Source organism: Demequina ureilytica (assembly GCF_048553575.1).
Taxonomy (GTDB): domain Bacteria; phylum Actinomycetota; class Actinomycetes; order Actinomycetales; family Demequinaceae; genus Demequina.
Genome location: NZ_JBLZIE010000001.1, coordinates 1,389,037 through 1,412,542, shown reverse-complemented (window position 1 = coordinate 1,412,542; position 23,506 = coordinate 1,389,037). Strand labels below are relative to the sequence as shown.

Genomic DNA, 23,506 nt, shown 5'->3' with positions numbered 1-23,506 from the left:
CGATGTCACATTCACACGTTTTGGGGGGAACGGATGACGATGAGCGGCGCTCGGCCCGGGGGGGAACAGACGAAAGCCGCTCAGCCATGGGGAGTCCGGCTACTGATCGTGCTGCTGGGCGCGGCACTGTGCAGTGTGGTGCTCGTCGCTTCGACGCCCTCCGCGATGGCGGACGTGGAACCGCTCTCCATGGACGGCTTTTCTGATGAGGCCGTGCTCACGACCGGCATCAGCGAGCCCATCGCCATGGAGTTCCTGCCCGGCGGGCGCATGCTCGTGCTCCAGAAGGGCGGTCAGATCAAGATCGGCAACCCCGCCACGGTGCCGATGGCGACCGAGACGTACCTGACGCTGACCGACATCGACAACAACGCGGAGCGCGGTCTGATCGACGTCGCGATCGATCCCGACTTCGCCACCAACGGGTACGTCTACCTGTACTACCACCCGAAGTCGGCCGGAAAGGGCCGCATCGCTCGCTTCACCCACGTCGAGAACACCGGCGGCACGTCCAGCCGCGCGGACCTCACCTCCGAGTTCGTGGTGTGGCAGGACAGCACCGGCTATACCAGCTGCTGTCACTATGGAGGAGGTCTTGACTTCGGCCCCGATGGAAACATCTGGCTGACGCTCGGCGACCAGTTCGATGGGAATCGCGCCCAGGACCTCACGGACGCGAGCGGGTCGATCATTCGAGTCGAGCCCGATGGCGATGTTCCGCCGGACAACCCGTTCGCGGACGGAACCGACGGCAGGCACCCGTACATCTGGGCCTATGGTCTCCGGAACCCGTTCCGAGCGAGCTGGGACATCCCCACCAACCGCTTCTTCATCGGCGAAGTGGGCGGCAACGACATCCCCGAGTCGTGGGAGGACCTTCACGTCGCGAAGTACGACGACGCGTACAAGGGGCTCAACTACCAGTGGCCGGGGTGCGAGGGTCCGTACCCCTATTCCGACTTCCCCACGTGCCCCATCGAGGATGGCGGCCTCGCGGAGCCGATCTTCGCCTACTCCCACGCTAGCGGGGGCACCGGCAACGCGTCGCTGACCGGCGGCGTGGTCTACCGCGGCAACCAGTTCCCCGCCGCGTGGGACGGCGTGTACTTCTACGGGGACTACACGCGCCATTTCATCCGCTACCTCACGTTCGACGAGTCGGGCGAGACGGTCACCGGCGACTTCCCTTTCAAGCCCTCGGGGCAGATGCCCGGCGGCGCCACGACCGTGGTCTCGATCGAGCAAGGCACTGATGGCGCGCTGTACTACGCGCTGATCGCAACCGGGCAGATTCGTCGCATCGTCTACGAGGGCGGGAACCAGGCGCCGACGATCACCACGGCCGAGGCCGATGTGAACTCCGGTCCGGCGCCGCTGACGGTCGCGTTCTCCGCCAGCGCCACCGATCCCGAGAACGACCCGCTCACGTACACGTGGCACTTCGGTGACGGCAGCACGGCGACCGGGGCGACCGCGCAGCACACGTACACCGAGGAAGGCCCCTACGACGCCTACGTGAGTGTCTCCGACGGCAGCCACGCCCAGACGTCAGAGCCGATCCCGATACAGGTGGGGGTGCTCCCGGACGTGACGATCACGTCGCCCACCGGCGGTGCTCTGTTCAGGGCCGGCGACACGATCCAAGTCGCGGGCGAGGCGACGGACGACGGCCCGCTAGAGGCGGCTGACTACGCGTGGACCGTGCAGTTCGGCCACGACAACCACTTCCATCCTGCCGATTCGATCCCCAACGGGACCTCCGGAGAGTTCGAGGTGCCGACCAGCGGGCACGACTACAGCAATGAGACCTGGTACAAGATCACGCTGACCGTCACGGACTCCGACGGGCTCGTCGGAACCGACACCGTCGAGGTCCATCCAGACAAGGTCGACTTCACCGTGGCGACCGAGCCCGCGGGGCTCGTCGTGAACCTGGACAGCGTCCCGCGTGCGGCGCCGTGGGTGCATGACACCCTCATCGGATTCGAGCACACTGTCTCCGCCCGCTCGCCCCAGTGCCTGGGCGGCGACTCCTACGTCTTCGACTCGTGGTCCGACGGCGGCGCGGCAACCCACACGTACACCGTGCCTGACACGGCCTCCACGCTGACCGCGACCTTCGTCCCGAACGGGCTGTGCTCCGCGCCCGTGTCAGAAGGCCTGGTCATGCGCCTCCAGGGCGATCAAGGGGTAAGCACGAACGGAGGCGGCGTCACCGGGTGGAACGACCTCACATCCTCGGGCAACAGCCTCGGCGTCGTCTCCGGCTCCCCCACCGTGCTCACCGGCGCACTGAACGGCCACAACGTCGTGAGCTTCGACGGGGAGGACGACGGCCTGGGCCGCACGGGCTTCACGGACCTTCCCATCGGCAACGCGGACCGCTCGGTCTTCGCGGTGGTCAAGTATGACGGCGCCTCGCCGATGGGCGGATGGGCGGGCTTCACCTACGGCTCGACCTATCCGAACCAGTCGTGGGGCCCCGTGCGCACCAGTGACGGCGACCTCGGAATCCAGGGCTGGGGAGGCGGCAACGACTACGACTCCGATGCTCCGGCAGACGGCGAGGGCTGGCTAGTGCAGTCCATCGTCAAGAGCGGCGACGAGTTCGTTCACTACAAGGACGGCACCGAGATCGACGCCGGAAGCCACGCCTACGAGACTGGCACGGGCGCCGTCCGGCTCGGCACCGAGTTGAACGGCGCGCGGAAGATCGACATGGACGTCGCGGAGATCCTGGTCTACGACCGCGCCGTCAGCGACCTGGAGAGAGACCAGATCGAGGCGTACTTCGCGCAGCAGTACTCCCTCGACGGCCCACCCCCGCCGACCCCGCCCACCGTAACCGTCACCGCCCCCACGCAGGGCGCGACGGTGCGGAGCGCCGATGTCGAGGTGACGTGGACCACCGCCGGCGACCTCGCGCCCGGCGACCACGTCCACGTCAGCCTCGACGGTGGACAGTACGTCCCGGTGATGCAAGCTGCCGGTTCACACACCTTCACGGACGTCTCGGACGGAGCCCACACGGTCGAACTCCAGATCGCGCGCTCCGACCACACCGTCTACACACACCCGGGATCCACCGACTCCGTCGAGTTCACCGTCAACACGACCGCACCGAGCGGCGACCTGCCGCTCGATGGACTCGTCCTGCACCTCGAGTCCGATCTCAACGTCATCGGCGCAGGCGCGGGTGGCGTGGGCGGATGGCTCGATCAATCCGGTCGCGGAAACGACTTGGACGTCGCCGCGGGAGTCCCTGCGATAGGCGAGGCGACGACGCCGAGCGGTGTAGCCGCGGTCTCCTTCGACGGGGTCGACGATTCGTTGCGGCGAAACGGAGCCCTGAACGGGATACCTACGGGTGACGCTGCGCGCACTGTCTTCGTCGTGGCCGATTACCAGTCCAATGGCTGGGGTGGCTTCTCGTGGGGTGCGCCGTACTGCGGCATGACGTTCGGCACCACCGTCTCCGCCGACGGCGACCTCGCCCTCCAAGGCTGGTGCGGCGACTACGACTCAAATGTTGACGGCAATGGGGCGGGCTGGCTCACCCAATCGGTCGTGTACGACTCCGAGACCTTCACGCACTACGCGAACGGCGCCGAGATCGACTCTGGCAGCCACTCCTTCAACACCTCCGGGGACAGGATGATCCTCGGTGCAGAGATCGACGGCACCCCGTTCGTCGACATGGACGTCGCCGCCGTACTCGTCTATGACCGAGCGCTCGGCAGCGCCGAGCACGACGACGTGCGCTCCTATCTGGACCAGAAGTACATCTCCGGCACGGTCGAAGATGCCGCCCCCTCGGCGCCGGTAGACCTAGACGCCGTTGCGGCCGACGCCGAGGTCTCGCTGTCGTGGGCCGAGTCGACGGACATCAACGGCGACCTTGCGGGATACCGTGTCTACCGCGCCACCAGCGCGGGAACGATCGACCCGGCCACGGATGCTCCGCTCGCCACGGTGACTGCCCCGGAGTTCATCGATGACACGGTCGACAACGGCACCGAGTACTTCTACGCCATCACCGCCATCGACGACGCTGAAAACGAGTCTGGCCTGTCAGGCGAGGTCGCCGCCACGCCGCAGGTGCCGGAGCCGGACACGACGCCCCCGGGGACGCCGACGGGACTCGACGCCACCGCCGCAGACGGCACCGTGACCCTTGCATGGGACGGCCAGAGCGAACCCGACCTTGCCGGATATCGGGTCTATCGCGCCACCAGCGCGGGAACGATCGACCCGGCCACGGATGCTCCGCTCGCCACGGTCACTGCCCCGGAGTTCCTCGATGACACGGTCGACAACGGCACCGAGTACTTCTACGCCGTCACCGCAATCGACGACGCGGGCAACGAGTCCGCCGCTTCGCAAGAGGTGGCAGCCGCCCCGGAGGAAGTCGAGGATGTCGCGCCCTCGGCCCCCAAAGGGTTGGAGGCTGCTGCGGGCGACGGCGAGGTCTCGCTGTCGTGGCAGGCATCCACGGACATCAACGGTGACCTCGCCGGCTATCGCGTCTATCGTGCCACCAGCGCGGGAACGATCGACCCGGCCACGGATGCTCCGCTCGCCACGGTCACTGCCCCGGAGTTCGTCGATGACACGGTCGACAACGGCACCGAGTACTTCTACGCGGTCACGGCCGTCGACGGGGCGGGGAACGAGTCCGCCCTCTCCGCCGTCGTCACAGCGACTCCGGCAACGGTCCAGGTGCCGGACGGCTGCGCGGCCCCGGGCGGCGACACCGCCGTGTTGTGCCTGGAGGCGGACTCAGGGCTTGCGGGCACCTCGACCGTCACGGGATGGAGCGATCTCTCCAGCTCGGGCAACGACCTGACCGCAACGGGCGCGCCGACGCGAACGACCACTCCCAGCGGCCTCCCGGCAGTCGCACTCGACGGAGTCGATGACGCACTGACCCGGGACGACTCGCTGAACGGCATCCCGACCGGTGATGCTGCCCGAACCGTGTTCGTCGTCACGAACTACCGCTCCAATGGCTGGGGCGGGTTCTCCTGGGGCGCCCCGTACTGCGGTATGACGTTCGGCACCACCGTCTCCGCCGACGGCGACCTTGCGGTGCAGGGCTGGTGCGGCGACCACGACTCCGACGTCGCTGGCAACGGCGCCGGCTGGATGGTCCAGTCCGTCGTCTACGACTCCACCACCTTCACGCACTACGCCGATGGCACCGAGATCGACTCCGGCACCCACACCTTCAACACCGCCAGCGACCGAATCATCATCGGCGCAGAGATCGACGGCACCCCATTCGTCGACATGGACATCGCCGCCGTGCTGGTCTACGACCGGGCACTCGGCATCGCCGAGCACGAAGAGGTGTCGTCGTACCTCGACCAGAAGTACCTCTCGGGCACAGTCGAGGATGCTGCCCCCTCGGCCCCGGGAGACCTGGACGCGGTTGCGGGCGACGCCGAGGTCTCGCTGTCGTGGACCGCCTCCACCGACGTCAACGGCGACCTTGCGGGATACCGGGTCTACCGCTCCGAGACCGCAGGCACGATCGATGTGGCAACCGATACCCCGCTCGCCACCGTCGACTCCGCCGCCTACATCGACGCCACCGTCGACAACGGCACCGAGTACTTCTACGCAGTCACCGCCATCGACGATGCAAGCAACGAGTCGGCCCTCTCGACCGAGGTTTCCGCCACGCCGACAGCTCCAGAGGCCCCAGAGCCGGACACCACCGCGCCAGCCGCGCCCACCGGCCTCGACGCCACCGCCGCGGACGGAACGGTGACCCTTGCATGGGACGGCCAGAGCGAACCCGATCTTGCCGGATACCGGGTCTATCGCACCGAGACCGCAGGCACCATCGACGTGGCGACCGACACCCCCATCGCCACCGTCGAGGCGGCCGGGTTCGTCGACGCCACCGTCGAGAACGGCACCGAGTACTTCTACGCCATCACCGCCATCGACGACGCCGACAACGAGTCCCCCGCCTCGCCGGAGGTCTCCGCGGCACCCGAAGCAGATCCGGCACCAGAGCCCGATGCGACCCCGCCTGCCGCGCCGACCGGCCTGGCCGCTACGGCCGCGGACGGCACGGTGACTCTCGCGTGGGACGGCCAGAGCGAACCCGACCTCGCGGGATTCCGGGTCTATCGCGCCACCAGCGCGGGAATGATCGACCCGGCGACCGACACCCCGCTCGCCACGGTCGATTCGGCTGCGCACGTCGACGGCATGGTCGAGAACGGCACCGAATACTTCTACGCCGTCACGGCTGTCGACGACGCGGGCAACCAGTCCGACCTCTCGACCGAGGTTGCCGCCACGCCGACAGCGCCAGAGCCACCGGAGCCCGACACGACCCCGCCGGCCGCGCCCACCGGCCTCGACGCCACCGCCGCGGACGGCTCCGTGACTCTCGCGTGGGACGACCAGAGCGAACCCGACCTGGCGGGATATCGGGTCTATCGCGCCACCAGCGCGGGAACGATCGACCCGGCCACGGATGCTCCGCTCGCCACGGTCACTGCCCCGGAGTTCGTCGATGACACGGTCGACAACGGCACCGAGTACTTCTACGCCGTCACCGCGATCGACGACACCGACAACCAATCCGAAGCCTCGCAAGAGGTCTCGGCCCTCCCCGCAGCACCCGAGACGCCCGAGACTCCGGCCGGGTGCGCGGCCCCGGGCGGCGACACCGCCGTGTTGTGCCTGGAGGCGGACTCAGGGCTTGCGGGCACCTCGACCGTCACGGGATGGAGCGATCTCTCCAGCTCGGGCAACGACCTGACCGCAACGGGCGCGCCGACGCGAACGACCACTCCCAGCGGCCTCCCGGCAGTCGCACTCGACGGAGTCGATGACGCACTGACCCGGGACGACTCGCTGAACGGCATCCCGACCGGTGATGCTGCCCGAACCGTGTTCGTCGTCACGAACTACCGCTCCAATGGCTGGGGCGGGTTCTCCTGGGGCGCCCCGTACTGCGGTATGACGTTCGGCACCACCGTCTCCGCCGATGGCGACCTTGCGGTGCAGGGCTGGTGCGGGGATCACGACTCCGACGTCGCTGGCAACGGTGCCGGCTGGATGGTCCAGTCCGTCGTCTACGACTCCACCACCTTCACGCACTACGCCGATGGCACCGAGATCGACTCCGGCACCCACACCTTCAACACCGCCAGCGACCGAATCATCATCGGCGCAGAGATCGACGGCACCCCATTCGTCGACATGGACATCGCCGCCGCACTGATCTACGACCGGGCACTCACGTCCGACGAGCACCAGGCAGTCACCAGCTATCTCCAAACCAAGTACCTGTCCGGCAGCTGAGCAACCGCGGACCCTGGGTGTCCCCTCGCACGGCGCGCGACGCTGGCCGTGGCTCGCTCAGGTGCGATCCTGCGACCTACGCAAAACGGACCGATGGTTATATCTGCCTTCAGACATCTTTCGTTTGACGGGCGACATAAGCGGGGTTAGGTTCGCAGCATGATCAAAGTCGATCAGCCCCGACCGGCATCGTCCGGACGCCTCCGGTGCCGAACCCGACCCGATCGCTGCGACATGCCTGCATACTCCCTCCGCGCGGTCCCACCTCGACGCAGCCGGGAGACCCTCAAGGGCCACGATCCTTGAAGTACAACGTCCCACCGGGCTTCGGCTCGCTGCACTAGACGTGGGGCAGGACCTCCCTCAGCGGTTCTGCGCCCCGCACCGCCGCTCCTCGAGAGGGGGCGGCCCCACCAACACGATGGCAACGTTGCCATCGAGAAGGAGAGCACTCATGAACACCACTCACAGCCTCAAGCGCAGGATGGTGGCAGCTCTCGCTGCCACCGCTGCGGTCGCGGGAAGCGCGATCGCCCTGGGAGCGCCGGCCACGGCCAAGCCCAGCGACAACGCGAACCCGAGAGCGCACGAGGCCACCCAGTGCGCCGGACGCTCGGTGCCTGCGAACAAGATCTCGATCCAGTTGTACAGCTACGCGTCGTGGATCGGACAAGAGGGCATCGACACGGTGCTCGATGAACTCGACGACATTGGCTTCCGCAACGTCGAGCCGTACGGGGGGTCGTTCGGCGACTACACGAAGGCCGAGTTCCGCGACGAGCTGCGCGACCGAGGAATGCGAGCCTTGTCGTCACACGGCAGCACCAACGAGGCCACCTTCGACGCCACCCTCGCCGATGCGAAGGATCTTGGTCAGAAGTGGGTCGGCTCGGGAGGCTTCGCCAGCCCCGGCATCGACTCGTACGAGGACACGCTCGCGACCGCGGAGGCCTTGAACCGGCTCGGCGAACGCTCCGTGAAGAACGGCACCGGCAAGATCTTCGGCCACAACCACTGGTGGGAGTTCGAGACCCAGTACGCGGACCCGGAGACCGGCGAGATGAAGAGCGCGTGGGAGATCATCGTGGAGAACACTGACCCGCGCTACGTCACCTTCCAGCTCGACGTCTACTGGGCCATCAATGGGGGCGCCGACCCGGTCGCTCTGCTCGAGGAGCATGGCGACCGCATTGAACTGCTCCACATCAAGGACGGCACGGCACCGTACGGCTTCGGCGACCTCACCGATGTGGGCGAGGGCGACATCGACTGGGGGCCGATCCTGCGCGCTGCCCAGGGCAACGTGAAGCTGTACGTGCTCGAGCGCGACGGTGCGCCGGCTGACGCAGAGTTCGCGCGTGACAGCTTCGATTTCCTCACCTGCTACACATACTGATCCACACCTGACAGCTCGAGCGCCCCGGCCCAGTAGGGTCGGGGCGCTCGTGCGTCCGGCCCCAGCCGCAGACGAGGACTGCTCGGCGAGACACAGCGAAGATCGGGCAGCACCACTCCGATCAGAGTCCAGTGCCATGCCCGAACCCCGCGAGCACGTCAATGCCGAGTGCGAAGTGGAGCGGTCGATCCCACGTGTCCCGGCGAACCAGGTCAATCTGGTCGAAAACCTATCGAAACGTTACGCCGCCGGTTGAGCATCTTTCGGTTGCACTGCGTTATAAGGGTGGTATGGTCAACCCATGATCAACGACGATCAGACTGGTTCAGCCGTAGCTGGACGCCAACCTCGCGGAGCATCTACCGTCCGCGAACAGGTGCCCGCCCTCACTCGCGGACACCCTCTCGCGCGCTGCGCGGCTCCCTCATTACAGCCCGCGCGAACCTCTGCACAAGCGGTGTTCGCGGACGCATTTCGCCGTGAGAGGAGGTACCCGCCCCACCCCTGACACAAAACAGTCCCGCCGCCACGGCACTTGGACGAGTACGTGACGACGGGACACCAGCATCAACCACCCGACAAGGGCGTCGGCCCCATCTCACACGGTCACCGACGCCTGTTCCCCGGAAGGAATGCCAGATGAATTCTACTCGAGCAGGCGTAGCGGCCACGGCGGCCACGATTGCCGCCGCGCTAGCGCTGACGTCGATATCCACCGTGGCTCAAGCCCACGATGGCATCGACCACGACGATGAGCCGGGTGCCGCAGCGGCACTGGACTGGTCGAACTACGAGAAGATCCTTCTCACCCAGGACGTGGGCGAGCCGATCGGCATGACGATCATGCCCGACGGCTCCGTCCTCCACACCGCCCGCAACGGCGACATCCGACACACCGATCCGTCGACGGGCGTGACGAACGTCGTCAACACGATCGACGTGTATGCAAACTCTGAAGACGGTCTGCAATCACTCGCCATTGCACCCGACTTCGAGGAATCAGGCTGGGTCTACCTCTACTACGCGCCGCGCGTCATGGACGACCCGGAGTACCCCGAGACGACCCCGAACGGCTCCGCGCCCAACTCCCTCCCAGACGGCGAGGACGAGTCCTATTGGGATGCGTGGAAGGGCTACAACCAGCTCACCCGCGCGCAATGGGACGACGCCACCGGCTCGATCGACCTGTCGACCGAGCAGGTGCTGCTCAAGGTCGAGGTCCAGCGCGGCCAGTGCTGCCACGTGGGCGGTGACATCGACTTCGACGGCGAGGGCAACGTCTACCTGTCGACTGGCGACAACACCCCCGCGAGCACCCCTGGCTCAAATGGCTTCGCTCCGAACAACAACGCACCGGGAATGAACCCCGGCTTCGACTCACGGCGCGGTGCCGGCAGCACCAACGACCTCCGCGGCGCGATCCTCAGGATCCACCCCGAGGACGACGGGTCGTACACGATTCCCGAGGGAAACCTGTTCGAGCCCGGCACCGAGCTGACGCGGCCCGAGATCTTCGTCATGGGGCTGCGCAACCCCTTCCGTATGGAGGTCGATGCCGTGACTGGCGCAGTGAGCTGGGGCGACTACGGCCCCGACTCCGGAGTTGCGAGCGACGAGCGCGGCCCGATGGGCTACGTCGAGTGGCAGAGCACGACCCAGCCTCTCAACGGCGGGTGGCCGTACTGCCATGGCCCGAATGCGAACTACAACGAGTGGGACTTCGAGACCGCGACGCCCGGAGAATGGTTCGACTGCGAGGCGGGTGCTGAGAACAACTCGACGTGGAACACCGGGCTCGACGTCTTGCCCGCGGCCACCGCTCCGCAGGTGTACTACGGCGACAACCCGGGCGACCAGCCCTTCGACGAGTTCGTGGAGTTCGACGCCCAGGGAGGCCAAGGCCCCATGGGTGGCCCCACGTTCCACTACGACCCGGACGGCCCGAGCACGCAGTGGCCCGCGTACTGGGACGGCAAGGCGTTCTTCTACGAGTTCTCTCAGGACTACATCGCTGCGCTCACCATCCCCGACCCAGACGGCCCCGTAACTCACGTCGAGCACGTCCTGCCCAATGCGGCCCTCACGGACAACGTGCAGGCGATCACCGACGGCCCGATCGACATGGAGTTCGGTCCCGACGGCTCGCTTTACATCCTCGACTACGGCAACGGCTTCTTCCGCCAGAACCCCGAGGCGGGTCTTTACCGCGTCGACTACGCCGAGGGCGACAAGAGCCCCACCGCCGTCATCGCTGCTGACCCGATCTCATCGTCAACGGCACCGCTGACCGTCGAACTCGACGGTTCGGGGTCCTCCGACCCCGAGGGCGGCGCGCTCACCTACGAGTGGGACTTCGACGGAGACGGCGTGTTCGACGAGACCGGCGTCTCCGCCATGGCCGAGTACACCGAGCTGGGCCAGTACACGGTCCGGCTGCGCGTCACCGACCCGGGCGGCCGCACCGGCATCACGTCGCGTGCGATCACCGTGGGCAATGTGGCTCCGACCCTCACGGCCGACTACCCGGCTGACGGGGGGTTCTTCACCTGGGGCGACGCGGTGCCGTACAGGTTCGCGACGACCGATCCTGAGGATGGCGACGAGACGGTCTGCTCGAACCTGAGCTGGACGGTCGGACTCGGACACGACACCCACGCCCACCCCGAAGAGCTGGGCAGCGGCTGCGAGGGCGCGTGGGCCATGCCGATCGACGCTCCCGAGCACGGCGAGACGGAGAAGCTCTTCTCCGTGATCGTCGCGAACTACACCGATCAGGGAAATGGCGACATCCCGCCGGCGCAGGCCGAGGTCTCGCTAGTGCTCAACCCGTTCGCCCAGGAGGCCGAGCACGCCGACATCATCTCCGGTGCCGACGTGGTCGCGGATGACACAGCCGGTGCCCTTTCCAAGGTCACGGGGCTCGACCCAGGCGACCACCTCTCGTGGGATCCGGTCAACTTCACCGGCATCGACGGGGTCGAGGTCCGCGGCGCGGGCACCGGCACGATCGAGCTTCGCTGGGGCGCGGCCGAGGCGGAGGCATTCGCCACCGCATCGTTCTCCGGAGTTGGCTGGGCTGATGTCCAGGCGGAAGTCTCCGCCTTCCCCGAGGGCACCGGCGAGTTGTTCGTCACGTCGACCGGCGGCGTCGAACTCGACACGCTCACCTTCCAGGGCGACGGCGTCACGGACGTCACGCCTCCCGAGGCGTCCGTGTCGCTCGATCCGGCCGAACCGACCGGCGACAACGGCTGGTACACGGGCCCCGTCGATGTCTCAGTTGCGGTCACCGACAACGGTGGGATCGACGACGCCGAGATCTCGTTCGATGGGGGAGAAACCTGGATCAGCCTGCGCGCGTGGTACTGGGACTTCTTCCAGGCGCTACTCCCGTACACCGTCGAAGACGACGGCGTGCACGAGATCCTGTATCGCGGCACCGACACGGGCGGCAATCTCTCCGAGGTCGGATCGATCACCGTGAGCATCGACGGCACGGCACCCGACGTCGCAATCACCGGGGTGACCGACGGAGACACCGTCGGCTCGACCGCGACGATCGACCTGGGAGCCACGACCGAGGACGAAGTCTCGGGGATCGACTCGACCACGTTCACGCTCGACGGCGAGGCCGTCGAGCCGGGCGAGATCGACGTGGCGACCCTCGATCTTGGCGACCACAGCCTGACGGCGACGGCGACAGATGTCGCCGGCAACGTCAGCGAGGTCACCGTGACCTTCATGGTAGAAGCCACGGTCGGCGACCTCGAGAACCACGTCGATCGCGTCATTGCGGACGACGACACCGCTCCCAACGAGGCGGCGCAACTAAGCGCCTTCCTCGACCAGGCCACACGTCACCTCGACGCCGGCCGGACCAGCCAAGCGATCAAGGCGCTCGAGAGGCTGGCCGACGCCAGTTCCGACGAGCTCCTGACGCGGGATATCGCGGCGATCATCGACTCGCTGCAGTAAACCGTGGGGCGGGGCGCTCCCCGAGCGCTCCGCCCCGCACCGCCGGCCGCAGACCGCGGCCGGGTTTCCCACCACGGCGACGAAGATGCCGCCGAGAAGGAGAACATCAAGATGAACACCAGTCTCACTCTCAAGAGAAGGACCGTTGCGGCTCTCGCCGCAGCGGCCGCCGTGGCCGGAAGTGCGTTCGCGCTCGCCGGGCCGGCAACAGCAGCACCTCCGAGCGACAATGCCAACGACCGGGCGCACGCCGCCTCACAGTGCGCCGGACGCTCAGTGCCCGCGAACCAGATCTCGATTCAGATGTTCAGCTACCTGGGCTGGATCTTCGAGGACGGCATCGACACCGTGGTCGACGAACTCGACGAGATCGGCTTCCGCAACATCGAGCCGTTCGGCACGCCGGGCAGCTTCTTCAGTTCTTACGGCGACTACTCGGCGGAGGAGTTCCGTGACGAGTTGCGCGACCGTGGCATGAGGGCACCGTCCTCGCACGGCAGCACCGACGAAGCCACGTTCGGCACGACCCTGGAACTCGCGAAGGACCTGGGCCAGAAGTACGTGGGCTCGGGCGGTTTCGCCTCTCCGGGCATCGGATCGTATGAGAACACGCTCGCGACTGCTGAGACGATGAACCGCCTTGGTGAGCGGTCGGTCCAGAATGGCACCGGCAAATTCTTTGGGCACAACCACGCCAGCGAGTTCACCACTCAGTATGAGGACCCCGCCACGGGCGAGATGAAGAGCGCGTGGGAGATCCTCGTCGAGAACACCGACCCGCGGTACGTCACGTTCCAACTTGACGTGTACTGGGCAATCAGCGCGGGCGTAGACGTGGCGGCGCTGCTCGAGGAGCACGGCGACCGTGTCGAACTCCTCCACATCAAGGACGGCACCGCGCCCTACGGCCGCGCGGACCTCACCGATGTGGGCGAGGGCGACATCGACTGGGGGCCGATCCTGCGCGCCGCCCAGGGAAACGTGAAGCTCTACGTGCTCGAGCGCGACGGTGCCCCGGCCGACGCGGAGTTCGCGCGTGACAGCTTCGATTTCCTCACCTGCTACACGTACTAATCCACACCTGACAGCTCGAGCGCCCCGGCCCAGTAGGGTCGGGGCGCTCGTGCGTCCGCTCAGCTATCGCAGGCCGACGCTGCGGGCGAGCGCACCGGTGAGCAGCGTCTCGATCAGCTCCGGGTAGGTCACGCCGGCCGCCGCCCACATGCGTGGGTACATGCTCGTCGACGTGAAGCCTGGCATTGTGTTGATCTCGTTCACCGTGATCGTGCCGTCCTCGGCGACGAACACGTCCACGCGCGCAAGCGACTCCGCTCCGACCGCCTGGAACGCACGCAGGGCCATGTCCGCCACGCGCGGCGCTACGTCGTCGGGGAGCACCGTCGGGCACCGCAGGTCGACCGCCGCCTCGTCGAGGTACTTTGCCTCGAAGTCGTAGAACTCGCGGCCGCCGCCGGTGACGATCTCGCCCGCTGGCGAGGCCACCGGGCCCTCCGGCCCGTCGAGAACGGCGGTCTCGATCTCCCGACCGATCACCGCCTTCTCCACGAGCACCTTCGGGTCGTGCTTGAGCGCGGCGGCGACGGCGGCGTCCAGCTGCGACCATTCCGAGACCTTGGAGATGCCCATCGATGAACCGGCACGCGCGGGCTTGACGAACAGCGGCATCCCGAGCGCCTCGATCTCCGCACGCTTGGCGTCGGGGCTCTCCCCCGGATTCAGCACCACGTCAGGAGTCACCGGCAGGCCCGCAGCGCGAAGAACGATCTTCATGTACACCTTGTCCATGCCCACGGCCGAGGCCAACACCCCGGAGCCGACGTAGCGCACGTCGATCAGTTCGAGGGCGCCCTGGATGGTCCCATCTTCGCCGAACGGTCCGTGCAACAGCGGCAGCACCACATCGACATCGGCAAGCGCCGATGCGCGGCCGTCCTTGGCGAGCACCCGCCACGTGCGCTCGGTCGCGTCACGGGGCGGCAGCACGGTGCGGTCGTCGGCTGCGACCCGCGGCAAGGCACCGTCGCGGATGCGCCAGTCGCGCGCATCGTCCGATGCGGGCACCCAGCGGCCGTCCTCGGTGATGCCCACCGCGACGACATCCCAGCGGTCGCGATCGATCGCCTCAAGCACGCCCCCCGCGGTCGCGCACGAGACCGCGTGCTCGGAGGACCGACCGCCGAACAGCACGGCGACGGTGGGCTTGGACGAGGACACCACGTCAGCTCAGCTCCGCCTTGCGCGGCCGAGACAGCAGCGAGGCCAGCACCTCCGCGAGGGGCTGCTGGTGGTGCAGCATGTCCACCACTGCATCACAGATGGGAACATCAATGCCGTGGGCGCGCGCCAGCTCCTGGATCGACAGCGACGTCTGCACGCCTTCTGCAGTACCGCCCGTGCGTTCGATGGCGTCGGTGAGGCTGAGGCCACGGCCGATGTGCGCTCCCAGCGTGTGGTTGCGCGACAGCGGAGACGCGCACGTTGCGATCAGGTCACCCATGCCGGCGAGGCCTGAGAAGGTGTCGGGATGCGCACCGAGTGCGACGCCCAGCCGGGTGATCTCTGCCAGACCACGGGTGATGACCGTCGCGGTGGTGTTGTGCCCGAAGCCCATCCCGTCGGTGACTCCCACTCCGACGGCGATGACGTTCTTGAACGCGCCGCACAACTCGACGCCCACGACATCGGGGTTGGTGTACGGGCGGAAGTAGCTCGACGCCGTCGCAGTCGCGAGCATCTCTGCGGCCGAGGCATCGGTGCCCGCCACGACGGTCGCGGTCGGTTGCTTGACCGCGATCTCTCCTGCAAGGTTCGGGCCCGACACCACCAGGGTGCGTTCGGCGGAAAGCCCCCACACCTCGCGCAGCACGTCGCTCATGCGCGCGTGCGTGCCAACCTCGATGCCCTTCATGAGCGAGGCGACGACCGCATCGGCCGGGACCGCATCGGCGAGATCGCCGATGATGCCCCGCACCTTCTGAGCGGGAAGCGCGACCGCGACGATGTTTGCGCCCGCGAGGGCGCCCCGCGCATCGGTGGTCGCGGTGATCCCCTCGGGCAGCTCCATGCCGGGCAGGGAACGTTCGTTGCGGCGCTCGGTGTTGATCTGCTCGGCGACCTGGGGATCGCGTCCCCACAACGTCACCTCGGTCCCCGCGTCGGCTAGCACGGCGGCGAACGTCGTGCCCCAGGCGCCCGAGCCCAGCACCGCTGCGCGGGTCATCGGCCGCCGCCCTCGCGGCGCATGTCCCAGGGCTTCGCCGGCGCCGTCTCGCCACGGATCTCTTCGAGCATGGAAGTCAGCGTAGCCATGATGCGGTCGGTGGCAGCGCGTAGCACTTCGATGTCGAGGGGCCGTCCGCGAAACTCTTCCAGGTCGACGGGAGGACCAGCCTTCACGGTGACGGTCTTGCGGGGAAAGAGGCTCGGTCGCTTCGAGTACTGCGGGAGCAGCCGGTGCGCCCCCCACTGGGCGATCGGCACCACCGGGACGTCATAGGCGAGCGCCATCCGCGCGGCTCCGGTGCGTGCGAGCATGGGCCAGAGGTCTGGATCACGCGTGAGAGTGCCCTCCGGGAACACCGCGATCGAGTCGCCCCGCTCCAGGAGCTTGGCCGACGCCTCGACAGCGTCCCGCGCCTGAGAGCCGCCGCGGTGCACGGGAACCTGGTCGAGGTGTGCGAGGAACTTGCCAGCTACGGGGATATCGAACAGCGGGGCCTTGGCCAGGAAGTGTGGCGCGAAGCCGTGGTCGTACAGGTAGTGCGCGAAGGTGAAGGGATCCGCGTACGTGACATGGTTCGAGACGGCGATGAAGCCTCGATCCTTCGGGAGGTTCTCGCCGCCCGACCAGTTCCGCCGCGTGGATGCCAGCAAGGCGGGCTTGACGAGTGCCGCCGCGGCGCGGAACCCGGCGGGGGTCTTGGGCGCCATCGCTACTCGACCGACGCGCCGAGCGCCGTCAGCTTCTCGCGGAACGCCTCGTAGCCGCGGTCGATGATGCCGATGCCGGATACGTTCGAGGTGCCCTGCGCCGCGAGCGCGGCGATCAGGTGAGAGAAGCCACCGCGCAGGTCCGGGACCTCGATATCCGCAGCCGTGAGCGGCGTGGGGCCCGAGATCACGGCGCTGTGCCGGAAGTTGCGCTGGCCGAACCGGCACTTCTTGTCTCCCAGGCACTCGCGGTAGAGCTGGACCTGCGCGCCCATGGCGACCAGCGCGTCGGTGAAGCCGAACCGATTCTCATACACGGTCTCGTGGACGATGCTGAGGCCCTTGGCCTGAGTCAGCGCGACCACCAGCGGCTGCTGCCAGTCAGTCATGAAGCCAGGGTGGACGTCCGTCTGCAGCGGAATCGCGTTCAGATCTCCGCCAGGGTGCCAGAACCGGATCCCGTCCTGCTGCACGTCGAACTCGCCGCCGACCTTGCGGAACACGTTGAGGAACATGCCCATGGTGCGTTGCTGGGCTCCATGGATCGTGATGTCGCCCTGGGTCGCAAGCGCTGCGCAGGCCCACGAGCCCACCTCGATCCGGTCCGCGAGCGCGGTGTGGTCGTAACCTCCGAGCCGCTCGACGCCCTCGATGGTGATGGACCGGTCGGTGTCGACCGAGATGATCGCGCCCATCTTCTGCAGCGTGTCGATGAGGTCCTTGATCTCGGGCTCGACGGCGGCGTTCTCGAGGGTGGTGATGCCCTTCGCGAGCACCGCGGTCAGCAGCAGCTGCTCGGTGGCGCCGACTGACGGGTATGTCAGCGTGTGCGCGATTCCGGTGAGGCCGTGGGGCGCGGTGAGGTGCAGGCCATCGCCGGCCTGTTCGACCTGGGCCCCGAACTTCTTCAGTATCTCGAGGTGGAAGTTGATGGGCCGGTCGCCGATGCGGCAACCACCGAGGTCGGGGATGACGGCCTCGCCGAGCCGGTGCAGGAGCGGGCCGCACAGCAGGATCGGAATGCGGGATGAGCCCGCGTGGTTCGCGATCTGGAGCGCGTCTGCGGATTGCAGCGTGGTCGTGTCGAGGGCAATCTCACCGCTGTCGACGTTGTAGTCCACGCCGGCGCCGTGCAGGCGGAGCAGTTCGGAGACCACCTTCACGTCGCGGATGTTCGGAACGTTGCGCAGCGTGGAGGGCGCAGAGCCCAGCAGGGCAGCGACCATGGCCTTCGAAACGAAGTTCTTGGCGCCGCGCACCGTGATTTCGCCCCGCAGGGGCGCGCCGCCGTGCACGCGAATGGAGTCGGTCATGCGCTCTATCTTCCCTCATCACGGGTGGCGGCGCGTCGCTGGCACCTCCGGCGCGTCTGACGGTCTCGCGCAGCCCCCTCGCGCCGGGCCCCTACCTGTAGGGACGTTCCGTACACAGATCGCTGTCGCGGGGCACGCTGTAGGAAGAATCTGCCCGCTCCCTGGTGGCACGATGGCCGTGTGACCGCCGCTACGCCCCGCGCCCTTTTCGCAGGCCTGTGCACGCTCGACGTGATCCAGTCCGTGGACCGCGTCCCTGGTGCCAACGAGAAGGTCGCCGCTCACGAGATGCTGATCGCCGCAGGCGGTCCCGCGACCAACGCCGCCGTGGCGTTCGCCCACCTGGGCGGTGACCCGACCCTGGTGACGCGTCTCCCTCGTCATCCGCTCACAGACATCATCACCGCGGACCTCGCCGAATGTGGCGTGACGCTCCATGCCGAGGAGGACGGCACGGATGCGCCAGTGACCGCATCCATCATGGTGACGCGCGCCACGGGTGAGCGCGCCGTCGTCTCGCCGTCCTCGGGCACCACCGCGCTCGACCAGCCGGCCATCCCGCTGCCGCCTGTCGACGGGACGGGCGCCGCCCTCGTCGACGGCTACCACCCGCGGACGGCGATCGCGGCGGCCAAGGCCGCCCGCGCATCGGGCATCCCCGTGCTGATGGACGCCGGAAGTCGAAAGCCGCATACCGCAGAGGTGGCGCGAGAGACCGACCTGGTGATCGCATCGGCCGATCTCACGACCCCGGAGGGATCGCGAGAACCCGACGAGGTGTTCGCATGGCTCGCCGCGCTGGGAGTGGAACGCGCCGTCATCACCCGCGGAGGCGGCGACGTGCTGTGGCGCACCCCGGGCGGCTCTGGGTCGGTCGCGATCGAGCGAGTCGAGGTGGTTGACACCCTGGGCGCCGGGGACTTCTTCCACGGTGCGCTCACCTGGCGAGTGGCGACGCTCGGAATATCCGATGCGCGGCTCGCCGAGGACATCGCGTGGGCTTCTCGAGCGGTCGCCCCATCGCTGACATCGTTCGGGACACGGGAGTGGCTGCGCGGGTGAGCGCTACCAGGACAGAGCTGGCCACCCGTCTGACCATTCGACCTCGATGAGCCCCAACTGCGGCTGTCCGTTGAGCGTCGCATCGTAATAGTGCAAGGCCATCACCCCGTCGTGGACGGACTGCCCCCCGGGACCGATCCTCTCGCCCTCGGACTCGAGGAGCACCGTCACGCCGCCGTCGAGCAGCGGCACACCCTCCCTGTCCACGAACGGCCCTTGTGGCGAGTCCGCACGGCCCACAGCGATCCGATATGTGCTGTCCAGAGCACGACAACAGCTGTCCCAGGACACGAACAGGAACCAATGGCCGTCATGCTCGACGAGGTACGGCGCCTCCACTGCGTTGGGTGCCGCGCCCCGATCTGCGATTCGCAAGGGCTCCTCGGTGTCTGCTCTCAACCCGCTGGGCCACTCGAGTTCGACCATCCGGATGCCGGACCAGAACGACCCGAACGCCATCCAGGGAGTGCCGTCGCCGTCGACCGCGATGCCGGGGTCGATAGCGTTGAAGTCGTCCTCCTCGGACGACGAGAGCACCGGGCCCTGGTCCACCCACTCGTAGTCGGGATCCTCGGGATCGAGCGTGGTGTTCGTCGCGAGCGCGATCGTGGAGGTCTGCGACCCGAAGGTGGACGCCGAGTAGTACAGGTACCAGGTGTCGTCGTGTTCGATGAGCTCGGGCGCCCAGAGATTGTCGACGCCCGGCACGGCCTCGCTCAGCCACGACGGCTTCTCATCCCAGACGAACCCGGCCCTGCTCCACGTCTGGCCGTCGTGGGACGACCTTACGGGGATGTTGCCGTCCTTCACCGTGCCCGTCCCGGTCGAGTACGTGAACCAGGTGTCGCCGTCCCGTGCGAGAGCGGGGTCGTGGACGTCGAGGTCCCCTTCGAGGTCGTCTTCCACGTCCCAACCGCTGTCCGTCGAGCAACCTGTCAGGATCAGGCTCACGGCTAGCGCACTTGCCGAGAGCGCGCCCAAGCGGCCGCCGAACGGGCGTCCCCGGGGCACGCGTCCCATCACCCCAGCGCCAGCGCCGTCCACGACACGGGTGGGAGCGTGATGGTCAGCACCCCTGAGTCGATGGAAGCGGAGCCGTTCTGGTGCGGCGCGACCCGCTCTGGGTCCTCGAGGGTGTTGCGCGCGTAGATGTCGTCGTCGCTGAGCGTGTGGGCCTCGAGAACTGAGACGTGGCCGAGCCGGGCAACGTCGATCGTCAGCGTCACGTCCTCGTCAGCCGAGCGGTTGACAAGGAAGACTGCGGACTGGCCGGTCTCCTCATCGTGCGTCGCGACCGCGTCCACCAGCGGCACCTCTCCGTGACGGTCCGTCGCATAGGTGGGGGCGTCGAGCTTGAGCTCGAGCGCCTTGCCTCGCGCCAACCGGGAAGTGATCGAGAACGGGAAGAACGTGGTCTGCCTCCAGGCCGGGCCTCCCGGCTCGGTCATGATGGGCGCAATCACGTTGACCAGCTGCGCTAGCGACGCGCTCGTCACGCGGTCAGCATGCTTCAGCAGCGAGATCATCAGGTTGCCGAACACCACCGCATCCGCAACCGAGTAGACGTCCTCGAGCAGGCGCGGCGCGACGGGCCAGTTGTCCAGTCCCGCGACCTTGTCCACATTCTCAAAGCGGGTGATGTACCAGACGTTCCATTCGTCGAAAGAGATGTTGACTGTCTTGTCGCTCTTCTTGAGCGCCTTCACGTGATCCGCAGTAGCCACCACCGTCTCGATGAACCGATCCATGTTGACGGCCGAGGCCAGGAACGAGTCCAGATCGCCGTCGTACTCCTCGTAGTACGCGTGGCACGAGATGAACTCGACGGCCTCGTAGGTGTGCTCGAGCACGGTGCGCTCCCACTCGCCGAAGGTGGGCATTTGGGCGCTCGACGAGCCGCACACCACCAGCTCGATGTCGGGGTCGACCTGCCGCATCGCCCGCGCGGTTTGGATGGCGATCTTGCCGTAGTCCTCGGCGTTGCGGTGGCCCAACTGCCACGGCCCATCCATCTCGTTGCCCAGGCACCACATCTTGACGCCGAAGGGGCGGTCGCGGCCGTGTTCGCGACGGAGATCGGACAACGCGGTGCCGCCCGCGATGTTCGAGTACTCCAGCAGGTCAAGCGCCTCTGCGGTGCCCCGTGTGCCCAGGTTGACCGCAAGCATCAACTCGCTGCCGACCTTCTCCAGCCACGACGAGAACTCGTGCAGGCCCACCTCGTTGGTCTCCGTGGAGTGCCACGCCAGGTCCAGCCGACGTGGCCGCTGCTCCCGTGGCCCCACCGAGTCCTCCCACCGGAAACCCGAGACGAAGTTGCCTCCCGGATAGCGGATCGTGTCGACGCCGAGTTCCCTCACGAGCTCGATCACGTCGGTGCGCCAACCCTCCTCGTCGGCGGTCGGGTGGCCGGGCTCGTAGATGCCGTCGTAAACGTGGCGTCCAAGGTGCTCGACGAATCCCCCGAACAAACGGCGGTCGATGGGCCCTACTGCGAAGTGAGGGTCGATGGTCAGGTGAGCTTCAGGCATGCGTAGGAGTGCTTTCTGTGAAGAGAGAGAGTAACGACGGGCTATTTGACCGAGCCGATGGCCAACCCGCCCTGCCAGTAGCGCTGGAGAAACAGGAAGGAGAGCAGTAGCGGAATGACAGAGATGAACGCTCCCGACGTGATGAGGTTCCAGACCTGCTCTCCGCCCGCGCCCGCGTTCGACAGCTTGGTCCAGTTGTTCAGCCCGACCGTGACCGGCAGCAGCTCCGGATCGGAGAGCATCGCGAGCGGCAGGAAGAAGTTGTTCCAGGTGGCGACCACGCTCAGCAGCAGCACCGTGACGACCGCTGGCTTGAGCATCGGCAATGCAATCCGGAAGAACGTGCGGAACTCGCCGGATCCGTCGATTCGTGCCGCCTCGAGCATCTCGTCCGGAACCGCATCCTGCGTATACACGCGCATGAGGTACACGCCGAATGGGCTGAGGAGCGAGGGCAGGATCACCGCCCACATGGTGTTGATGAGGTTCACGTTGCTGAGCAGCAAGAACGTGGGGACCACTAGCGCAGTGAGCGGCACCATCACCGATCCGAGGATGAGCCCGAACGTGAAGCCGCGACCGCGGAAGCGGTACTTCGCGAACCCGTATCCGGCCAGGATGGCCAGAATCGTCGCTCCGAACCCACCAGCGAAGGCGTACAGGAAGGAGTTCCCCAGCCACGTCCAGTAGATGCCTCCTTGATGAGTGAAGAGGCCCTGCACGTTCGTGATGAAATCCGCCGGACTGTCGAACCACAGCGGTGCCGAGGAGAACAGGCTGGATGTCGACTTCGTGGCCGACACCAGCAACCACCACAGCGGCAGGATGAAGTAGATCGCGAGAATGACAAGCAGCACGTGAGAACCGATACGCCGGGAGGACCCGACGCCGCTCTCGGTGTGGTCTACCTGAGCGCGGCGCTTTCTGACCGCGGGCTTATCGGTAATGGAGGTCATCGGTCCAATCCGCTCTGCTTGCGAGTGAAGTAAAGGAACACATACGAGCCCATGAACACCAGGATCCCGAGTGAGAAGGCAATGGTCGACGCGTAGTTGAACTGGCTGTACTGGAAGGCCAGTGCGTAGGCGTACATGTTGGGCGTGTACGCCGCGTCGATGGCTCCCGGCGTGATGTTGCGTAGCACCACCGGCTCCGTGAAGAATTGAAGTGTGCCGATGATCGCGAAGATGAGCACCATCACCATCGACGAGGAGATCATGGGCACCTTGATGCGCAAGGCGATCTGCAGACCGGTAGCCCCATCGACGCGGGCGGCCTCATAGATCGAGGAGTTGATCGACCTCAGTGCCGCGTAGATCACGATCATGTAGTAGCCCGACCACTGCCACGTCACGATGTTGACGAGACTGCCGAAGATCATGCTCGAGGACAGGAACTCTGGGGCATCCAGACCGAATACCTCGAAGAGGGTGGAGGCGGGACCGAACCGCGGGCTGTACAGGAATCCCCACATCAGTGCGCCGATCACGACCGGGATCGCGTAAGGCGCAAAGATCAGCAGTCGCGAGGCCTTCGACAGCTTCGTGGCGAGCGTGTCAAGGAACAGGGCCGCTACCAGTGCGATGCCGATTTGCAGCGGAATCATCACCAAGGCGAATAGGGCGACTCGGCGCATACCGTCGAGGAAGATCGGGTCCGTGAATGCAGTGACGTAGTTGTCGAGCCCCGTGAACGTTGTGCCAGCCGCGAGTGTCGACGTGAACAAGCTCATGTAGAAGGCGTAGCCGAGCGGAATGACGAGAAAGATCAGGAAGATGAGCAGAAACGGGGAGACGAACAGCCAGCCCACGCGCTGACGGCGTCGTGCCACTGTTCCGGGGTGCTGATCCGCGTTGCCACGAGCGCGTGCCGGCGATGTCATGGTTGCCATGAGAAGACTCCGAGAGTGATCGGGATCCGCCGGTCGGGCCGGGAGCCTGCGCTCCCGGCCC

13 protein-coding genes are annotated in these 23,506 nt (G+C 66.9%); 5 read left to right on the top strand and 8 right to left on the bottom strand.

Going from position 1 to position 23,506, the window contains the following annotated elements; genetic code table 11:
- The first annotated feature begins 39 nt into the window (after positions 1–39).
- The 4 genes from ACNI3K_RS06470 (at position 40) to ACNI3K_RS06455 (ending at position 13,771) form a co-directional block, all read left to right on the top strand.
- On the top strand, positions 40–7,326 hold the full coding sequence (locus tag ACNI3K_RS06470) for a PQQ-dependent sugar dehydrogenase (protein ID WP_419391020.1): 7,287 nt from the start codon (positions 40–42) through the stop codon (positions 7,324–7,326).
- 454 nt (positions 7,327–7,780) lie between these two features.
- A complete protein-coding gene (locus ACNI3K_RS06465; RefSeq protein WP_419391019.1) occupies positions 7,781–8,722 on the top strand; it encodes a sugar phosphate isomerase/epimerase family protein in 942 nt (313 codons plus the stop codon).
- A 639-nt stretch (positions 8,723–9,361) separates the two neighbouring features.
- Positions 9,362–12,697, top strand: coding sequence for a PQQ-dependent sugar dehydrogenase (locus tag ACNI3K_RS06460; protein ID WP_419391018.1), 3,336 nt, complete (start codon positions 9,362–9,364; stop codon positions 12,695–12,697).
- 111 nt (positions 12,698–12,808) lie between these two features.
- Positions 12,809–13,771 carry a sugar phosphate isomerase/epimerase family protein gene (locus ACNI3K_RS06455; RefSeq protein WP_419391017.1) on the top strand — a complete coding sequence of 321 codons (963 nt, stop codon included), beginning with the start codon at positions 12,809–12,811 and terminating at the stop codon, positions 13,769–13,771.
- A 63-nt stretch (positions 13,772–13,834) separates the two neighbouring features.
- Here ACNI3K_RS06455 and ACNI3K_RS06450 read toward each other — a convergent pair whose 3' ends face one another.
- The 4 genes from ACNI3K_RS06450 to murA are packed head-to-tail and all read right to left on the bottom strand — an operon-like array spanning position 13,835 to position 17,961.
- Positions 13,835–14,932 carry a D-alanine--D-alanine ligase family protein gene (locus ACNI3K_RS06450; RefSeq protein ID WP_419391016.1) on the bottom strand — a complete coding sequence of 366 codons (1,098 nt, stop codon included), beginning with the start codon at positions 14,930–14,932 and terminating at the stop codon, positions 13,835–13,837.
- 4 nt (positions 14,933–14,936) lie between these two features.
- A complete protein-coding gene (locus ACNI3K_RS06445; protein ID WP_419391015.1) occupies positions 14,937–15,938 on the bottom strand; it encodes an NAD(P)H-dependent glycerol-3-phosphate dehydrogenase in 1,002 nt (333 codons plus the stop codon).
- Positions 15,935–16,648 carry a lysophospholipid acyltransferase family protein gene (locus ACNI3K_RS06440; protein ID WP_419391014.1) on the bottom strand — a complete coding sequence of 238 codons (714 nt, stop codon included), beginning with the start codon at positions 16,646–16,648 and terminating at the stop codon, positions 15,935–15,937. Before ACNI3K_RS06440 ends, ACNI3K_RS06445 begins: the two co-directional genes overlap by 4 nt.
- A 2-nt stretch (positions 16,649–16,650) precedes the next feature.
- A complete protein-coding gene (gene murA / locus ACNI3K_RS06435) occupies positions 16,651–17,961 on the bottom strand; it encodes a UDP-N-acetylglucosamine 1-carboxyvinyltransferase (protein ID WP_419391013.1) in 1,311 nt (436 codons plus the stop codon).
- Between the two features lie 180 nt (positions 17,962–18,141).
- On the opposite strand from murA, the gene ACNI3K_RS06430 reads away from it, so the two are divergent.
- Positions 18,142–19,023: a PfkB family carbohydrate kinase gene (locus tag ACNI3K_RS06430; protein WP_419391012.1), complete on the top strand. Its 882-nt coding sequence runs from the start codon at positions 18,142–18,144 to the stop codon at positions 19,021–19,023.
- 3 nt (positions 19,024–19,026) lie between these two features.
- Here ACNI3K_RS06430 and ACNI3K_RS06425 read toward each other — a convergent pair whose 3' ends face one another.
- The 4 genes from ACNI3K_RS06425 to ACNI3K_RS06410 form a co-directional block, all read right to left on the bottom strand.
- Positions 19,027–19,974 (bottom strand): arabinan endo-1,5-alpha-L-arabinosidase, encoded by a 948-nt coding sequence (locus ACNI3K_RS06425; RefSeq protein ID WP_419391011.1) that lies wholly within the window; start codon positions 19,972–19,974, stop codon positions 19,027–19,029.
- A 68-nt stretch (positions 19,975–20,042) separates the two neighbouring features.
- Positions 20,043–21,554 carry an arabinosylfuranosidase ArfA gene (gene arfA, locus ACNI3K_RS06420; protein ID WP_419391010.1) on the bottom strand — a complete coding sequence of 504 codons (1,512 nt, stop codon included), beginning with the start codon at positions 21,552–21,554 and terminating at the stop codon, positions 20,043–20,045.
- 41 nt (positions 21,555–21,595) lie between these two features.
- A complete protein-coding gene (locus ACNI3K_RS06415; RefSeq protein WP_419391009.1) occupies positions 21,596–22,411 on the bottom strand; it encodes a carbohydrate ABC transporter permease in 816 nt (271 codons plus the stop codon).
- Between the two features lie 95 nt (positions 22,412–22,506).
- Positions 22,507–23,445, bottom strand: a complete 939-nt coding sequence (locus ACNI3K_RS06410; RefSeq protein ID WP_419391008.1) for a carbohydrate ABC transporter permease — start codon at positions 23,443–23,445, stop codon at positions 22,507–22,509.
- Positions 23,446–23,506 lie beyond the last annotated feature (61 nt).